Annotated in this window: 17 protein-coding genes; 7 read left to right on the forward strand and 10 right to left on the reverse strand. The window is 68.6% G+C overall.

All coding sequences use genetic code 11. The features are described from left to right. Positions 1-142 precede the first annotated feature (142 nt). Together pepN and AB0O65_RS07985 are read right to left on the reverse strand one after the other, a co-directional pair. The gene (gene pepN, locus AB0O65_RS07980; protein WP_363383972.1) at positions 143-2,647 is read right to left on the reverse strand and encodes an aminopeptidase N; all 2,505 of its coding nucleotides are present in this window, start codon (positions 2,645-2,647) and stop codon (positions 143-145) included. Between the two features lie 27 nt (positions 2,648-2,674). Beyond that, positions 2,675-3,865: a PLP-dependent aspartate aminotransferase family protein gene (locus AB0O65_RS07985; RefSeq protein WP_313480824.1), complete on the reverse strand. Its 1,191-nt coding sequence runs from the start codon at positions 3,863-3,865 to the stop codon at positions 2,675-2,677. Positions 3,866-3,979: 114 nt separating this feature from the next. Here AB0O65_RS07985 and AB0O65_RS07990 point away from each other — a divergent pair, with 114 nt between their 5' ends. Further along, positions 3,980-4,459: an Lrp/AsnC family transcriptional regulator gene (locus AB0O65_RS07990; protein WP_225211015.1), complete on the forward strand. Its 480-nt coding sequence runs from the start codon at positions 3,980-3,982 to the stop codon at positions 4,457-4,459. A 3-nt stretch (positions 4,460-4,462) separates the two neighbouring features. On the opposite strand, the gene AB0O65_RS07995 is transcribed toward AB0O65_RS07990, so the two are convergent. Continuing rightward, positions 4,463-5,803 (reverse strand): APC family permease, encoded by a 1,341-nt coding sequence (locus AB0O65_RS07995; RefSeq protein ID WP_363383975.1) that lies wholly within the window; start codon positions 5,801-5,803, stop codon positions 4,463-4,465. Between the two features lie 86 nt (positions 5,804-5,889). Beyond that, a complete protein-coding gene (msrA, locus tag AB0O65_RS08000) occupies positions 5,890-6,447 on the reverse strand; it encodes a peptide-methionine (S)-S-oxide reductase MsrA (protein WP_363383977.1) in 558 nt (185 codons plus the stop codon). A 175-nt stretch (positions 6,448-6,622) separates the two neighbouring features. Here msrA and AB0O65_RS08005 point away from each other — a divergent pair, with 175 nt between their 5' ends. Together AB0O65_RS08005 and AB0O65_RS08010 are read left to right on the forward strand one after the other, a co-directional pair. Beyond that, positions 6,623-7,096, forward strand: a complete 474-nt coding sequence (locus tag AB0O65_RS08005) for a carboxymuconolactone decarboxylase family protein (protein ID WP_071642843.1) — start codon at positions 6,623-6,625, stop codon at positions 7,094-7,096. Next, a complete protein-coding gene (locus AB0O65_RS08010; RefSeq protein WP_071642845.1) occupies positions 7,093-7,443 on the forward strand; it encodes a GNAT family N-acetyltransferase in 351 nt (116 codons plus the stop codon). The genes AB0O65_RS08005 and AB0O65_RS08010 overlap by 4 nt, the downstream gene beginning before the upstream one ends. A 1-nt stretch (position 7,444) precedes the next feature. Here AB0O65_RS08010 and AB0O65_RS08015 read toward each other — a convergent pair whose 3' ends face one another. Further along, on the reverse strand, positions 7,445-8,440 hold the full coding sequence (locus AB0O65_RS08015; protein ID WP_071642847.1) for a pirin family protein: 996 nt from the start codon (positions 8,438-8,440) through the stop codon (positions 7,445-7,447). Between the two features lie 211 nt (positions 8,441-8,651). Here AB0O65_RS08015 and AB0O65_RS08020 point away from each other — a divergent pair, with 211 nt between their 5' ends. Then, a complete protein-coding gene (locus AB0O65_RS08020) occupies positions 8,652-9,287 on the forward strand; it encodes a hypothetical protein (protein ID WP_313480814.1) in 636 nt (211 codons plus the stop codon). Positions 9,288-9,345: 58 nt separating this feature from the next. Then, complete coding sequence (locus tag AB0O65_RS08025) at positions 9,346-9,954, forward strand: PRC-barrel domain-containing protein (RefSeq protein WP_363383981.1); 609 nt, start codon at positions 9,346-9,348, stop codon at positions 9,952-9,954. On the opposite strand, the gene AB0O65_RS08030 is transcribed toward AB0O65_RS08025, so the two are convergent. Then, positions 9,878-10,600, reverse strand: coding sequence for an AmiS/UreI family transporter (locus AB0O65_RS08030; RefSeq protein ID WP_363383983.1), 723 nt, complete (start codon positions 10,598-10,600; stop codon positions 9,878-9,880). The two genes, AB0O65_RS08025 and AB0O65_RS08030, sit on opposite strands and share 77 nt — an antisense overlap. A 251-nt stretch (positions 10,601-10,851) precedes the next feature. Here AB0O65_RS08030 and AB0O65_RS08035 point away from each other — a divergent pair, with 251 nt between their 5' ends. Both AB0O65_RS08035 and AB0O65_RS08040 read left to right on the forward strand, forming a co-directional pair. Next, the gene (locus AB0O65_RS08035) at positions 10,852-12,444 is read left to right on the forward strand and encodes a molybdopterin-dependent oxidoreductase (RefSeq protein WP_363383985.1); all 1,593 of its coding nucleotides are present in this window, start codon (positions 10,852-10,854) and stop codon (positions 12,442-12,444) included. 17 nt (positions 12,445-12,461) lie between these two features. Beyond that, positions 12,462-12,971: a hypothetical protein gene (locus AB0O65_RS08040; RefSeq protein WP_363383987.1), complete on the forward strand. Its 510-nt coding sequence runs from the start codon at positions 12,462-12,464 to the stop codon at positions 12,969-12,971. 69 nt (positions 12,972-13,040) lie between these two features. On the opposite strand, the gene AB0O65_RS08045 is transcribed toward AB0O65_RS08040, so the two are convergent. From AB0O65_RS08045 to AB0O65_RS08060, 4 genes are all read right to left on the reverse strand, one after another. Next, entirely contained in the window at positions 13,041-13,301 is a 261-nt protein-coding gene (locus tag AB0O65_RS08045) for a DUF3892 domain-containing protein (protein WP_363383989.1), read from the reverse strand. An 84-nt stretch (positions 13,302-13,385) separates the two neighbouring features. Further along, positions 13,386-13,541 carry a hypothetical protein gene (locus tag AB0O65_RS08050; RefSeq protein WP_363383991.1) on the reverse strand — a complete coding sequence of 52 codons (156 nt, stop codon included), beginning with the start codon at positions 13,539-13,541 and terminating at the stop codon, positions 13,386-13,388. A 67-nt stretch (positions 13,542-13,608) separates the two neighbouring features. After that, entirely contained in the window at positions 13,609-14,622 is a 1,014-nt protein-coding gene (locus tag AB0O65_RS08055) for an ImmA/IrrE family metallo-endopeptidase (RefSeq protein ID WP_363383993.1), read from the reverse strand. Further along, positions 14,622-15,284 carry a hypothetical protein gene (locus tag AB0O65_RS08060; protein ID WP_363383995.1) on the reverse strand — a complete coding sequence of 221 codons (663 nt, stop codon included), beginning with the start codon at positions 15,282-15,284 and terminating at the stop codon, positions 14,622-14,624. Before AB0O65_RS08060 ends, AB0O65_RS08055 begins: the two co-directional genes overlap by 1 nt. Position 15,285 lies beyond the last annotated feature (1 nt).

Genomic DNA, 15,285 nt, shown 5'->3' on the forward strand with positions numbered 1-15,285 from the left:
CCGCGCCGAGCGTCGACTCGGATCCGGTCTAGTCCGCGCGCTTCTGGAAGACCAGGCCCCGCTGCTCGCACAGATGGACGTCCTCTCCCCCGATGATCGTCCCGAGCTTCGACACCTCGGTGAGGACATCGCGAGCGCGCTGTCAGCTGATTGAGGGCTGAGCCGCCCGCACGCGCAGATCGCGGGCGAGGTCGTCGCGCGATTCGATCACGAGACGGCGCAGCGCACCCGGAGCATCCGCGTTCTGCTCGAGCCAGGCGTCGACGGCGTCAGTGCTGTCCGTCGCCGGGAAGAGACCGAGCACCAGGCGCTGGGCGAGTTCGATGCTCCGCTCGGCCCAGACGCCCCGGATCCGCTCGAAGTACTGCGCGTCGAAACCCGCGATGAGGTCACGACGCCCGCCGGCGCGGAAGCCGGCGATGGTCGCGTCGAGGTGGTCGTTGCTCAGGCTGAGGTCGTCCCACGCCGCCTCCCACGCCGCGGCGCGGGTCGAGGCGTCGGGCCGGGATGCCAGGGCGCGGATCTCAGCGGTGCGGCCCGCCGCCGTGTCGTCTGACGCGCGTTCTGCTGCGATCTGCTCGGCATCCGCGTGTCCCGTGGTCGCGAGGGCGGTCAGCAGGAGCCAGCGCAGATCGGCGTCGATGGGAAGTCCCTGCGGGGCGTCGCCGCCGAGGATCGCCCGGACATCGTCGGCGCGGGAGCCGTCGAACGCAGAGGCGGTGGCGAAGGCGCGCGCCCACGACAGCTGAGCGTCGCTGCCGGGATCGGCGCCCTGCAGCGCGGCCCAGGTCGAGTCGACCCAGGAACGGCGCTGCTCTGCGCGCTCGTCGTCGACGACGTAGTGCGTGATCGCGAACGCGGCGTTAAGCAGCGTCGCGCTGAGCAGCGCCACGTTCGGCTCGGCGGGCGCGTGCGCCCGCACGATGTCGAGGTAGCGGGTCGCGGACAGCTCGCCGTCGCGGGTGGCGTTCCACAGCGACGACCAGATGAGCCCGCGCGCGAGCTCATCCGAGACAGTCGACAGCGAGGCGGCGACGGTGTCGAGCGAGCGCTCATCGAGGCGCACCTTGGCGTAGGTGAGATCGTCGTCGTTGAGGAGCACGAGATCGGCATCCGGGATCTCGACGTCGGTGCGCTCCCGCTCGACCGTCAGCTCGATGCGCTCCCGCAGGGCGAGGCCGCCGTCGACGAGGTCGTACAGCCCCACCCGCAGCCGGTGCGGACGTGGAGCGATGTCACCGCTGTCCTGCACGAGCACACGTCGTCCCTCGGCATCCTCCTCGAGCCACAGCGCCGAGACTCCGCTGGTCTCCAGCCACGACTGCGACCACTCGCGCAGGGGCTGGCCGGAGGCAGCCTCGAGCTCGTCGAGCAGGTCGTCCAGCGTGGTGTTGCCGAACGCGTGCGCGGCGAAGTAGCGTCGGGCGCCCTCGAAGAAGGCGTCCTCGCCGACGAACGCGACCAGCTGCTTGAGCACCGAGGCGCCCTTCGCGTAGGTGATGCCGTCGAAATTCAGTTTCGCGGCCTCGAGATCGGGGATGTCGGCGACGATCGGGTGCGTGGTGGGCAGCTGATCCTGCCGATACGCCCAGGTCTTCCGACTGTTGGCGAATCGTGCCCAGGCGTCCGTGAATCGGGTCGCGGCTGCGGCGGCGTGCGTGCCCATGTAATCGGCGAACGACTCCTTGAGCCACAGGTCGTCCCACCAGCGCATGGTCACGAGATCGCCGAACCACATGTGGGCCATCTCATGCAGGATCGTGTTCGCGCGGGCGCCGCGCTGCGCGTCGGTCGCGGCTCCCCGGTTGATGTACGCCTCGGTGAAGGTCACCAGGCCCGGGTTCTCCATCGCGCCGAGGTTGTACTCCGGCACGAAGATCTGATCGTACTTGCCCCACGGATACGGGTAGGCGAACGCGTCGGAGAAGAAGTCCAGGCCCTGACGGGTGACCTCGAGGATCTCATCGGCTTCCAGGTGCTCGGCGAGCGAGGCGCGGCACAGCACACCGAGGGAGATGCTCTGATCGTCTCGCGACCATTCGCCGTCGATCCGCGCATAGGGCCCGGCCGCGACCGAGGTGATGAAGCTCGAGATGGGCAGGGTGGGCGCGAACTCCACGGTCTGCACGCCGATCCCCGGCGTCACGTGCGCCGGCGACTGGTTCGAGAGCACGTGCCAGCCGGCGGGAGCGACCACGCGGAACGTGTACGAGGCCTTCAGGTCGGGCTGCTCGAAGCACGCCATGACCCGGCGCGAGTCGGCCGGCTCGTATTGCGTGTACAGATACGTCTCACCGTCGACCGGGTCGTGGAATCGGTGCATGCCCTCACCCGAGCGGCTGTACGCCGCGACGCCCTCGACGCGCACGACGTGGGAGCCGCCGAGCCCGTCGAGCAGGATGCGGGCGCCGTCCCAGCGCACCTCCCGCTCTTCTCCGTCGACCGTGACACGGTCGACGGACTCGCCGATGAAGTCGAGCCAGGTCTCAGCCTCTGTCGCGTCGAACGTCAGCGTCGTCGCGGTGGAGAAGCCGGTGCGGGCACGCTCGGGGGCACCCGCGAGGTCGAGTTCGACGCGCACCTCGCGCAGCGTGATCGACGCTGCGCGGCGGGCGGTCTCGTCGCGGGACAGATTGGCGGAGCTCATTCGTCCATGGTGTCACGTCGCAGGCCCTCACGCAGTGGCCTGCACCCGCGCTTTCGCGAGGGCCTGCTCGAGGTCGGTCAGCAGGTCGTCGACGTTCTCGAGGCCGATGGACAGCCGCACGACATCGGCGCCGGGTCGCGCATCGGGCGCGACCGGGCGGTGGGTGAGGGCTGCGGGATGCTGGATCAGAGAGTCGACCCCGCCGAGCGATACGGCATGCGTGAACAGCCGGACCGCGCCGGTGAGCGCCTCGGCGGCGGCGTACCCGCCGGCGAGCCGGATGGAGATCATCGCTCCCCCGCCGCGCATCTGCCGACCGATGAGGCCGCGCTCGTCATCGAACTCGGGGTAGAGAACTTCACTGACCGCCGGGTTCTCGCGAAGCGAGTGAGCCAGTGCGCGTGCCGAGCTCTGCTGGGCGTGGATGCGCATCGGCAGCGTGGCGAGGCCGCGGTGCAGCAGGTAGGCGCCCAGCGGGTGCAGCAGAGCGCCGGTGATCGCCCGCACCCGCCGCAGAGCCTCGGCCGTGCGCTCGTTGCACGAGATCACCCCGGCGATGACATCGCCGTGGCCGCCGATGTACTTCGTCGCGCTGTGCATCGACATGGCCGCCCCGAGATCGAGGGGGTTCTGCAGCAGCGGCGTCGCGAACGTGTTGTCGACGAGCACCGGGATGCCGTCGGACTGCGCCACGACGGCCGCGATGTCGACGAGATCGAGCGTCGGGTTCGCCGGGGTCTCGAGTACGATCATGCCGGTGTCCGGTCGGATGCTCGCCGCCACCTCGTGCTCGTGGCAGAACGTCACCTCGGCGCCGAGCAGTCCGGAGTCGAGCAGGTGGTCGGTGCCGCCGTAGAGCGGGCGCACGGCCACGATGTGCCGCTTGCCGACAGCGGTGGTGTGGGCGAGGATCGCCGCGGTCATGGCCGCCATCCCGGAGCCGAACGCGACGGACGCCTCGGAGTGCTCGAGCTCGGAGAGCGCCTCCTCGAAGCGCGCGACCGTGGGGTTCCACAGCCGTGCGTACACGTTGCCGCCGTCGGGCAGGGGGTGACCGCCCGTGGCCATGGACTCGTACGAGTCGCCGCCGTGCAGGATGTCGGGCAGCGGATTCGTCGATGACAGGTCGATCGGGGCGGCGTGGACGCCGAGGGCGCCGAAGTCGGCGCGGCCGGCGTGGACGGCAACGGTGTCGGGGTGCAGCGGCATGTCGGACATGCCATCGATCCTGCTCTCCTCGCTCACCGCAGTCCAGCCGAGTTGTCGCGGGCAGCCGGAGAGCCCGCGTATGTTGTTTCCTGAGCAATGCGACATCGATCTCGGGAGCGCACGTTGGCAGCAGCACAGCAGGGCGCCGTCGACGAGCTCGATCTGCGCATCCTCGGAGCGCTGACGGACGACCCGCAGGCTCCTATCAAGGACGTGGCGCAGGCGCTGGGCATCCCGGCATCCACCTGCGCCTTCCGGCTTCGCACGCTCCGCGGCCGCGGCGTGATCTCGGGCTCCCGACTCGAGATCGACCCCGCCGCGGTGGGCGCGCCCGTGCAGGCGATGATCCGCGTGCGCCTGGGCAATCACAGCAGGGATGGCGTGGAGGCCCTGTTCGACGCCCTGGTGGCGACCCGAGGAGTGCTGCAGGTCTTCCACATCGCCGGCGCCGACGACTTCCTCGTGCATGTCGCCGTGGCCGACGCCGCAGCGCTGCGAGACATCGTGCTCGAGCGCATCACGGTGCACGACATCGTCAGGGCCACGGAGACACAGCTGGTGTTCGAGCTGCGCGAGGGCGCCGGCGTGCTCCCTCGCGCGTGACGCTCAGCGCTCGTCCGAGACCTCACCGGCCCGACCGTCGAGCGGCCGTGCGGCGAAGCGACGGGTGCTGAGCCACAGGATCACGCCGACGGCCAGCAGGATCCCCGCGAAGAGCCAGACGATCGGTCGCTGCTGACTGAGCAGCACGAGGCAGGAGATCACGCCGAGCACGGGCACGAACGTCCACACCCGGAAGTGCTCGTGCTGCACCCTGTCGCGGCGCAGCACCAGCACCGACACGTTCGCGCTGATGAAGACCAGGAGAAGCAGCAGCACCACGGTCTCGGCGAGGGTTCCGAGGTCGCCGACGAGGGTCAGCAGCATCGCGACGCCCGTGGTCGCGACGATCGCCACCCACGGCGTGCGCCGTCTGGGCAGCACGCGACCGAGCGGCGAGGGCAGCAGGCCCTGCTCGGCCATGCCGAACGCGAGCCGACTGGCCATGATCATGGTGAGCAGCGCGCCGTTGGCGACGGCGATGAGCGCGATGAGGCTGAACAGCCACGACGGCACGCTCACCCCGGTCGCCTCGACGACGGCCAGCAGCGGGCCGGATGACTCCTGCAGCTCGTCTGCGGGCAGCGCGGCGGCGCTGGCGACGCCGACGAGCACGTAGACGATGCCCGCCGTGACCAGCGCTCCGAACAGCGCTCGCGGGTAGACCCGACTGGGCTGCTTGACCTCTTCGATCACGTTCGCGGAGGTCTCGAACCCGACGAACGAGTAGTAGGCGACGATCGCACCGCCGAGCACCGCACCCGCGACGCCGACGCCGTCGGGCAGCTCGGTGGCGCGGCCGAGATCTCCGCCACCCCGGCCGACATACATGGCGACCACGACGATGACGATGACGAGCCCGGAGAGCTCGACGGCGGTCATCACGAGGTTGGTGCCCATCGATTCGCGGATGCCCCTGGCGTTGAGCAGACCGACGAGAACGAGGAAGACCATCGCCGCGGGGATGACGGGCACATCGATGAAGGTGGCCAGGTAGTCGCCGGAGAACGCGATGGCGAGGCCCGCCGCGCTGACCACGCCGGCCGCGAGCATGCTGAACCCGACCAGGAAAGACAGCAGCGAGCTGCGGAACGCGCGCTCCGCGAACACCGCCGCTCCCCCGGCTCGCGGGTACTTCGTCACGAGCTCGGCGTAGGAGCCCGCAGTCAGCAGTGCGAGCAGCAGTGCGACGATCAGGGGCGCCCACAGCATGCCGCCCGCGCTCTCGGACAGCACGCCCATGAGCGCGTATATCCCGGCGCCGAGCACGTCACCGAGGATGAACGCGAACAGCATCGGCCCGCTGATCGCTCGACGCAGCCGTGGGGGGTTCTCAGCGGTCTCCATGCTCCTGACGCTAGGGGCGCCCGACCGCAGCCGCACACGCCTTGACACTCGAGGGATGCTGCGGCTACGTCGTCGCCGCTGCTCGACTACACCGTCGTATCGGCCTCACGACGCGGCAGCACCCAGCCCGCGCGCGGGAAGTGGCACGTGTATCCGTTCGGGTAGCGCACCAGGTAGTCCTGGTGCTCGGGCTCGGCCTCCCAGAACGGACCAGCGGGCTCGATGGTGGTCACGGCGGGAGCGGGCCACAGCCCCGATGCGTCGACATCGGCGATGGTCTCGCGCGCCACGCGCTCCTGCTCCGCGTCGAGCGGGAAGATCGCCGAGCGGTAGCTGGTTCCGATGTCGTTGCCCTGGCGGTTCAGCGTCGAAGGGTCGTGGATCTGGAAGAAGAAGGCGAGGATGTCGCGGTACGTCGTCTGTGCAGGATCGAAGACGATCTCGAGCGCCTCGGCGTGCCCGGGGTGGTTGCGGTAGGTCGCGTGGTCGTTCTCCCCGCCCGTGTAGCCGACGCGCGTCGCCAGCACGCCGGGCTGACGGCGCACGAGATCCTCCATGCCCCAGAAGCATCCGCCGGCCAGCACGGCCGTCTCGGCGCCGTCTCGGCGGGTGATCTCTCCGGTGTCGCTCGCTCCGCTGGTCATGCGCTTCTCCTCGTAGGTCGTGACGGGACTCGCCTGTCCCCGTTCTCTCCATTCTGCATCCGCTCCTGGACTGTGGGGCCGGTCGGCGGGGTCCACCTGCCGGGAATGCGCCGCGCACCGTCTAGGTTGGTGCTCAGAGCCGCCTGCCGGCCGGTGACCGCATCTGAGGAGAGAAATGCGTCCTTATCTCGACAAGTCCGCGCCTGACGTCTGGAAGGCCGCCGGAGAGTACTCCCGTGCCGTGGCGGGCGAGGCCGAGCGACGCGGGCTCTCGCTGCAGGAGAGCGAGTTCATCAAGGTGCGCGCGTCGCAGATCAATGCCTGCGCGTTCTGCCTCGATCTGCACACCCGCGAGGCACGCAGCGCCGGCATCCCGCAGCAGAAGATCGATCTGCTTCCCGCGTGGCGGGAGACGACCCTCTACTCCGAGCGCGAGGCCGCCGTGCTGGCCGTGGCCGAGGCGGCGACGCGCATGCCGCTGACCGAGGAGTCGAAAGCCGACCTGTCCGGCGCTCGCGCCGTTCTGGGAGACGACACCTTCGCTGCCGCCGAGTGGGTCGCGCTGACCATCAACATGTTCAACCGCATCTCGATCCTCAGCGAGCACCCCGTGCGACCCCGCGGCGACGACGGCAAGGTGCTGTCATGACCGAGGAGCGCTTCATCGTGCGCCACCTTCCCGACGAGTCGCGTTACGTGCTGATCGACCGCGGCGACGACGGCACGCAGTCGACGGAGATCGGCGAGGAGTCCTATGTCGACGTCGGCGACGAACGCGTGCTGTTCCACACCGGGGTCTCCGACGAGTACGGCGGGCAGGGTCTGGGGTCGACGCTGGTGCGCGCGGTCGTCGAAGACGTGATCGCCGCGGGCAAGAGCATCGTGCCGGTCTGCCCGTACGTGGTGGCGTGGCTGCCGAGGCATCCGGAGTATCAGCAGCACGTCGTCGAGCGCCGCAGCGAGCACGGCGACGCGATCCGGGCTCGGCAGGGCTGAGCTACACGCGCGGGCGCAGCCGCACACCCGGGAGCGGCGGCGCGGGCAGCGGGGCGAGCCGGCCCTCCGGATACGGTCCGAACAGCACCGGTTTGCCCTCGTCACGCGGATCGGCCTGCTCGAAGCCGAGCTCAGCCTGATAGCGGCGGCGGAACTCCTCGATCTCATCGTGACTGCGTCCGATGAAGTTCCACCACATCACGATCTGCTCGCCCAGTGGCACACCCCCGAGCAGGATCACGCGCGCGCCCTCGGCGCCCGCCTCGATGGTCATGGTGTCGGCGCCGGTGGGCACATAGCCGAGCTCCCGGTGCTGCACCGAGGCGCCGTTCAGGACGATCGATCCGGTCTCGGCGAGGGTGGCGTGCTCGAAATCGCGACGCACCGGTAGCCGTACGCGGGCGCCGGGCTGCAACGTCAGCTCCGCGCCGAGCATGTCGGGTGTGCGGGTGTCGACCGGCGAGGTCGAGCCGAGCAGCGAACCGATGAACACTCGCACGCTCGCCCCGGGCAGGTCGACGGGCTCGGGCGCGTAGTGCGCGAACCCGTGCTCGGTGAACCGCGTCGCGTCGGGAAGGGCGTACCAGAGCTGCACGCCGTGCAGCACCGTGGTGTCGGGCGTGCTGATCTCCTGATGGGTGATGCCCTGACCTGCGACCATCAGGTTCAGCTCACCCGGCAGCACAGCCGCGGCGACCCCGTTCGAATCGAGATGGTCGATCCGCCCGGTGAACAGCCACGACACCGTGGCGAGTCCTGTGTGGGGATGGCGCGGCACCTCCATCCCGCCGGTCTCGGCGACGTCGTCGGGGCCGTAGTGATCGAGGAAGCACCAGGCGCCGACGAGCGATCGACGCTTCTGCGGCAGAGTCCGGTAGACCGTCATCGCCCGGATGCCGCCGAGCGGCACCTCCCGAGGGGTGAGGACCTCCACGGAGGTGCAGGGCTCTCCCGGGTCGAGAACGCTCAGCGAGGGGTTCTTCTCGAGATTGGTCATCGCGGCTCCTCGGGCTGTTGCGACGTCATGCGGGATGACGTCAGCGTAGCCGCGAACCACGCGGCTCGGGTCATGCCTCGGTGGCGCTGCCGCGCTGGAGGGCACTTCCGGCCGCCGAGGTCAACCCCCTCACCATCACGAGCCGCAGAGCCGACTCTGGAGAAGATCACGTGGCGCGGATCGCTCCGCCCACCCGATGTCAGGAGTCGACATGAGCACACCCGGTTCGGATCCACGTGAGCGTGAACCCGCAGCCGTCTCGGCGCAGCGAGGCCCCACGCAGCGCGAAGAGGCGCTGGAACGCGAACAGGAGCGCTTCGGTGGCTTCAAGTGGGGCTCCGCCTTCTTCGGCTGGCTCACCGCGACCGGAACGGCGGTTCTGCTGACGGCGCTGCTGAGCGCGGTCGGGGCGGGCCTCGGGCTGGGTGTCGCCGAAGGCGACGTCGAGGATGCCGCCAACGAGATCGGTGCGAACGCACAGACGGTCACCATCATCGGCGCGATCGCTCTGGCCGTCGTGCTGTTCATCGCCTACTACTGCGGCGGCTACGTCGCCGGTCGGATGGCGCGGTTCTCCGGGGCGAAGCAGGGCCTGGCCGTCTGGGTCTGGGCCATCGTCATCGCGATCGTGGTGGCCATCGTCGCCGCTGTGGCCGGTTCGCAGTTCAACGTCCTCGGTCAGCTGAACAGCTTCCCGCGTATCCCCGTGGACGAGGGCAGCCTCACGGTCACCGGCATCATCACCGCGATCGTCGTGGCTCTCGTCGGTCTGGGCGGCGCGATCCTCGGCGGCATCGGAGGCATGCGCTACCACCGCCGCGTCGACCGGGTGGGACTCGGACGATGAACCGCCGGCGCACAGGGGCGGCGACCGCCTCTGCCGCGGCCTGACAGGAGGGCAACCCATGATCGACGCATACCGGATCAACAGCCTGTTCGATGCTGAGGTGGTCGACGCCGACGGGTCGAGGATCGGCACGGTGAAGCACGTGTACGTCGACCCCGACGGCGGCCAGCCGCTCTATGCCGGCGTCACCACCGGCTGGTTCGGCAGAGCGGAGTCGTTCGTGCCGTTGCGCGACGCCGAGTTCGACGGCGAGGTGCTGCACGTCACGTACGACAAGGACACGGTCACGCACGCCCCGCGCATCGATGCCGACGGCACTCTGACCGACGACGACATCGACCGCATCCAGGATCACTACGACGGCGAACGCGAAGACGACTCGCGCGACGACGACTCGCGCGACGACGAGCACGACGCGCGTCCACGTGCGGACGAGCGTCGCACGAGCCAGGATGACGCTCGGACAGGCGCCGATGTGGTGAACGACCAGCGGCCGCCACGCAAGCGGATCCGCATCCACCGGTACGTCATCGTTGACCAGCGGGCAGACGCCGCTCCCCTGGCGCACGATGACGCGACACCGGATGGAGTCAGGGCCGATCAGGCTCGGTACGAGCCGGCGGAGCAGCCGCCGGTCGACCGGACCGACGAGCCGCGCTCCAGCTGACGCTCCGGCTCACCGGCTGACGGCGCGCGCTCGTCCGGTCGACGCGCTGCGGTGTCCTCCCGAGCCGAAGGTAGAGCACGATCAGGCCGACGGCCGCCGCCACGGCGAGAGCCAGCGCCGCGCTGCCGGAGTCGACGAACGCCCCGGTGAGCGACAGCCACGCCGGGACGGCGGCCGTGGCGATGCCCTCACCGACCGCGATGGCACCGGTGAACCGTGCCAGGTGGGTCCTGCCGAGGCCGAGCAGCAGGAAGAACAGCAGGAAGAACAGCAGCCAGAGCAGCGCCCAGAGCACCCAGATCACCGCGAAGACGCGGCCGCCCGCAGCCCAGGTCCTCTCCGCGAAGCCGATCGCCGCGACGGCGACGAAGAGCGAGAACCAGCCGAGACCTGTGGCGGACAGATCCGCCAGGGCGTTGATGCCCACCCAGAGGTAGGTGAAGCCGAAGAGGTACAGGCCGCTCGCGGCGAAGACCACCGCCGGGTCGTCGTTCGCTGTCATGACCATGACGGTGGGGGTGATGACCTGCATGGCGCCGACGAACAGATTGAGCGGAGCTGCGGCTCGGGCGGTCATCGCGCCGAGCAGCATGATGCCGTTGATGATCAGCACGGCACCGACGTAGAAGAGCCCGATGTCGGACATCTGGTCGCCCCTTCGAGAAGGGCGATGGCCGGCGTTGCGTACGAGGCCATCGCGGGTGGGGGGCATCGGCCCGACGATGGCGTCGACAACCATCTCGTACGGCGCGACCGCGATGATCGTGCAGCCTGATCGGAATGTAGTCGAAAGCGCGTCGCCGCCCGCAGGCGGCCGCGGCACTTCCGATCCGATCCGGATCTGCCTCCGAACCACTCGACAAGCGGCCCTCGGGCCGATCCGAGGATCGGGGAACAATGTCGAAACAGAATCGACGCGGCGCGTTCATCGCGTTCGCCGCAGTCGCCGGGGTGGTCAGCGGCCTGGTGTTCCTCGCCGCCGCGGAGTTGTCGGCACTGCTGGTGGCCCGCGATGCGAGCCCGCTGCTGGCCGTCGGCTCGTTCGTCATCGACGTCGTTCCGCAGCCTCTCAAGGAGTTCGCCATCTCGACGTTCGGCGAATTCGACAAGGTCGCGCTGCTGATCGGCCTCGGTCTCGCGGTCGTCATCGCATCAGCGGCCGCAGGCGTCCTGCAGCTGGTGCGGCCGCCGCTCGGCGCGATCGCGCTCGGTATCGCAGGGGCGGCATCCGTGGCCGCGACGACGACGCGAGCCGGGGTGACCCCGCTCGCCTTCCTTCCCTCGGTGCTCGGTGCGGTCGCGGGAATCGCGGCGCTCATCCTCCTGTGCCGACGGCTCCGCACCTGGCAGCGCGCCGCCGCCATCCCCGACCCCGACGCGGGTGGCGACGACAGCGCGGACGGCGCAGCCGCCGGCGTGTCGGTAGACCGGCGCCGGTTCTTCGCGCTCGCCGGCATCGCCGGTGCCTCCGCGCTGGTCGTGGGGATCACCTCCCGCGTGGTGAGCGCGACGAGCTCGTCCGTGGCGGCGATCCGCAAGGGACTACGGCTGCCACCGGCGCGGACATCCGTGACCATCCCCGACGGGGCCGAGCTCGACATCCCGGGAATCTCGCCGCTGTTCACGCCGAACGCCGACTTCTACCGGGTCGACACCGCTCTCACCGTGCCCACGGTTGACCCCGCGAGCTGGCGGCTCGTGATCGACGGCATGGTCGACAAGCGAGTCGAGCTCTCGTTCGACGAGCTGGTGGAGATGGGACTGGACGAGTACGCGATCACCCTGACCTGCGTCTCCAACGTCGTGGGCGGCGATCTGGTCGGCAACGCGATGTGGCTGGGTGTGCCGATCCGAGACGTGCTGCGGCTCGCCGGCCCGCAGACCGACGCCGACATGGTGCTGTCGCGCAGCGTCGACGGCTACACCGCCAGCACCCCGCTGTCGGCGCTCACCGATGCCGGCCGCGATGCGATCCTCGCCGTCGGCATGAACGGACAGCCGCTCCCGCTCGAGCACGGATTCCCCGTCCGCATGGTGGTGCCCGGGCTGTACGGGTACGTGTCGGCGACGAAGTGGGTCACCGAGCTGAAGGTCACCACGTTCGAGAAGGACGAGGCGTATTGGACGCCGCGCGGCTACAGCGCCCAGGCCCCCATCAAGTTCTCGTCGCGCATCGACACCCCGAAGATCGGCAAGAGCGTCGCGGCCGGACGCATCCCGATCGCCGGTGTCGCCTGGGCGCAGACGGTGGGCATCGAAGCCGTCGAGGTGCGCATCGACGACGGCGAATGGCAGCGAGCAACGCTGTCCGCTCCGATCAGCACCGACACCTGGGTGCAGTGGATGCTGGAGTGGGATGCCACCCCCGGCACCCACTACGTCACCGTGCGCGCGATCAACAAGAACGGCGAGATGCAGATCCAGGAGAGCGCCCCCATCGCCCCCGACGGATCGACAGGCTGGCAACGATCCCTGATCGCCGTGAGCTGAGTTTCGCGCGCCGCAGAATGAGGAAACCCCCGCCTGAGCGGGGGTTTTTCTCTGCTGACGTAAACGACCTCTGTTCGAACCATTGGAACCTGCCGTTCACCCCTGATGAACTGCGGAAGTTGGCCTCCCCCGGCAACCGCGACGATGGTTCGAGCACATTGCCCTTGTACCGCGCCCAGACGCTGTCGTTGCGGCTCTCCCCGGAAACCGTGGTAGAGATCGTTCGGCGATACCAGGAGGGTGAGAGCGCCCGGTCACTGGCCGAAACACATGGCGTCGCCGCATCGGCGCTCGTGAGACTCTTGCGCGAGAACAACGTCGTCGTGAAGAAGCGGAAGGTGACCGGGGTGGAGGCTCGGCGCATGGCTAAGGAGTACGAGGCTGGGGCGACAATGCGAGAGATCGAAGCGAAGCACCAGGTATCGCATGGAGCGGTGCTTCGTGCGCTTCACCGCGAGGGCGTGACGATGCGGGCCAGGGCGCCACGGAAGCTTGCAACTGGCATCACAGCCACCCTCGGCCCCTGATCGGAGCGCCGAAGAACGCACCAGGCAGGTCGCATGGTGCGTTCTTCGCGTCCGGCTGCTCCGGTGAACTCACAGGTCGGGGAGGTCGTCCAGATTGTTCCGCGTGGTGTTGTCGCGATCGGTGCGGAGGTACTTGCCAGTCGCGCCGTTGACGACGCGGATCTCGGTCCGCTTCTCGGGCCACTGCACGTGGTACGTGTTGATGCGGAGCTCGATGTCGCGGATGGCGTCAGCCTTGGCACGCGGCGACCAAAACTGGCCGGGATTGCCGATAGCGGTGATGTCGCCGTCGCGGTTCTTACGGGTGTGCGTTACTCGTCGATCTGCCATGATTATTCCTTCTCTTGATGCGGGGTGAGGTGAAGCCGGTGGCGAGTGGGGCTGGCAAGCGCAACGCCTTCAGCCCCACTCCGCTCACTTCTCGTTGCGGACGCCCTTGTGCTGGTTCGGGCTGCCGTTCATGATGCGACCCGTCGAGGTGTCGCGCTTGAACCAGGTCTTTCCGACCTGGAACTCGCTGCGTCCTTTGACCGATCCGACGCGGTGACCGCGTCCCGTGTTCTTTGCCACAACTGGCTCCATCTCCGGAGCTGACGGTCAGCTCCTCACTAAGTAGTCGGAGCAGGTGCTGAAAGAGTTAGCGGCAGTTCTCGCAGAGCCCGTCGACGAGCAGATGGCGCTGCAGCACCAAGAAGCACCCGTTGCACGTGGCCTCAGTCTTGGCTGCTCGGTCGCACTTGCAGTTCTTGCAGACCGGGCAGAACCCTTGTCCGCAGGCCGGGCAGGGGAAGCCGTGAAACGAGTGCTCTTGGCCGCAGCAGTAGACGTGCAGCAGAGGGCGCTTGTCGAAGTCTCGCGGCTGGATGACGTAGCTGGGCTCGACCTTCCAGATGTCATCGCCCGCCAGAACCGCGATGGTCCGCCGGCCGTCAGCGACGGCATCGGCGTAGAACTCCGCGGTTCTCCCCCATGAGTCACGCCACGTGATCCGGCGCGTGAAAGTCGATCCTGAGTCGAACTCTCGTAACGCGTGAGCCTCGGGAAGGACTTGGCCGCGCCAGGGATACACCTCGGGCCATCCGTCGTCGGGATCTGGGCGGATGCTGGCGTGGTGTACTTGGCCGTCGAATCGGTCGATGAGCACGACGGCGCCGAGCCCGCGGACGTGTCTCGCGACAGCGATCGCGCACGCTTGATAACTGGCCTGGCTGTTCTCATAGAGGTCTTGCACGTGCTGAGCCCGGACGAGCTCAGATCCGACGATGTCCTGCGTGAGCGCATCCGGTAACAGCAGGCGCTGAGCGATCTGATCGCAGATAGTCTCCAGGAGCGCAGCAGGGTCAGCTTGGTCGGCGATCCAGTCGAATAGACCCTGGTCCTGCTCGACGATCCAGTGCCCGAGCTCGTGCGCGAGAGTGAAGTTCTGCCGGCGGCTGTTCGGCGTCGGGGCGTAGAGAATCACGCCGTCTTCAAGGAACGACATGCCGTCGCAGAACCCGCCGTCCGCCCTGCTGCTCGAAAGCGTTTCGACGGGACGTACCGTCAAGCCGAGCTGAGAAATCAACGCCGCTTCGGGATCGAGTGCGAACTGTTCCTGCGTTGGAGCGTCAAGGATGCGGATCGCACGCTCGACCCAGGGCCCAAGCTTCATCAGCCTTCGGCGCCTTCGATGGCGCTAATCATGGCTTCGAGCGAGTCGAGCAAAACTTCCTCGTCAGGGGCGCCACCCCGGTGGACCGCGACGAGCATGCGCGACTCCAGCGCCGAAGCAGCCAACGCAGCGGTCGTGCCCTGGAGGCGCGCCCACCGCTCCGCGAGGCTCTTGAAAGCCGCTGACCCGATCACCGCAGCAAGCGTCGCGCGCTCAGGATCCTCACTCACCCGACGACGCAGCCGGTCCGCATCAACACTGGTCTCCTGAGCGAGAGCGTTGATCAGCGCAGGACCCCGCGGTGCGCCGCGGCCGCTCTCCCAGGCGAAGACGTCTTTTCCCGAGACTTCCCAGCCTCGCTCAGCGAGCAGACTGGCAAGCGAACTCACCGTCAATCCTGATCGCTTGCGCGCCGAAGCCAACGCTTTGCCGTCCAACTCAAACTCAGGATCCGGAACGAGCCCCAGCATCGCCGCAACCGGATCGTCGGCGAGCGGTGGTGCGTGCTGCTGGCTCGCCCAAGCCAGATCCGCGGCCTCGAGTAGGCCACGCAGTTCAGGGTCTCGCTCGGCAAAGGAAGCGCCGCTGTCGAGTACCGACCGACCGTTTCGCGCGTCGAGGATCTCTGCGATCTCGTCATCCCTGTCATTGTCTGAACTCATC

It is taken from the genome of Microbacterium sp. NPDC077391, assembly GCF_040686955.1.
Lineage (GTDB): Bacteria > Actinomycetota > Actinomycetes > Actinomycetales > Microbacteriaceae > Microbacterium > Microbacterium commune.

What these genes read in the sequence shown, in the direction of transcription:
- AB0O65_RS08020 (WP_313480814.1), top strand. Translation starts at nt 8,652, where the DNA reads ATGAGCACACCCGGTTCGGATCCACGTGAGCGTGAACCCGCAGCCGTC.
- AB0O65_RS08060 (WP_363383995.1), bottom strand. Translation starts at nt 15,284, where the DNA reads ATGAGTTCAGACAATGACAGGGATGACGAGATCGCAGAGATCCTCGAC.
- AB0O65_RS08055 (WP_363383993.1), bottom strand. Translation starts at nt 14,622, where the DNA reads ATGAAGCTTGGGCCCTGGGTCGAGCGTGCGATCCGCATCCTTGACGCT.
- AB0O65_RS08040 (WP_363383987.1), top strand. Translation starts at nt 12,462, where the DNA reads ATGAGGAAACCCCCGCCTGAGCGGGGGTTTTTCTCTGCTGACGTAAAC.
- AB0O65_RS08030 (WP_363383983.1), bottom strand. Translation starts at nt 10,600, where the DNA reads ATGTCCGACATCGGGCTCTTCTACGTCGGTGCCGTGCTGATCATCAAC.
- AB0O65_RS08025 (WP_363383981.1), top strand. Translation starts at nt 9,346, where the DNA reads ATGATCGACGCATACCGGATCAACAGCCTGTTCGATGCTGAGGTGGTC.
- AB0O65_RS07985 (WP_313480824.1), bottom strand. Translation starts at nt 3,865, where the DNA reads ATGTCCGACATGCCGCTGCACCCCGACACCGTTGCCGTCCACGCCGGC.
- pepN (WP_363383972.1), bottom strand. Translation starts at nt 2,647, where the DNA reads ATGAGCTCCGCCAATCTGTCCCGCGACGAGACCGCCCGCCGCGCAGCG.
- AB0O65_RS08035 (WP_363383985.1), top strand. Translation starts at nt 10,852, where the DNA reads ATGTCGAAACAGAATCGACGCGGCGCGTTCATCGCGTTCGCCGCAGTC.
- AB0O65_RS07995 (WP_363383975.1), bottom strand. Translation starts at nt 5,803, where the DNA reads ATGGAGACCGCTGAGAACCCCCCACGGCTGCGTCGAGCGATCAGCGGG.
- AB0O65_RS08005 (WP_071642843.1), top strand. Translation starts at nt 6,623, where the DNA reads ATGCGTCCTTATCTCGACAAGTCCGCGCCTGACGTCTGGAAGGCCGCC.
- msrA (WP_363383977.1), bottom strand. Translation starts at nt 6,447, where the DNA reads ATGACCAGCGGAGCGAGCGACACCGGAGAGATCACCCGCCGAGACGGC.
- AB0O65_RS08010 (WP_071642845.1), top strand. Translation starts at nt 7,093, where the DNA reads ATGACCGAGGAGCGCTTCATCGTGCGCCACCTTCCCGACGAGTCGCGT.
- AB0O65_RS08045 (WP_363383989.1), bottom strand. Translation starts at nt 13,301, where the DNA reads ATGGCAGATCGACGAGTAACGCACACCCGTAAGAACCGCGACGGCGAC.
- AB0O65_RS08015 (WP_071642847.1), bottom strand. Translation starts at nt 8,440, where the DNA reads ATGACCAATCTCGAGAAGAACCCCTCGCTGAGCGTTCTCGACCCGGGA.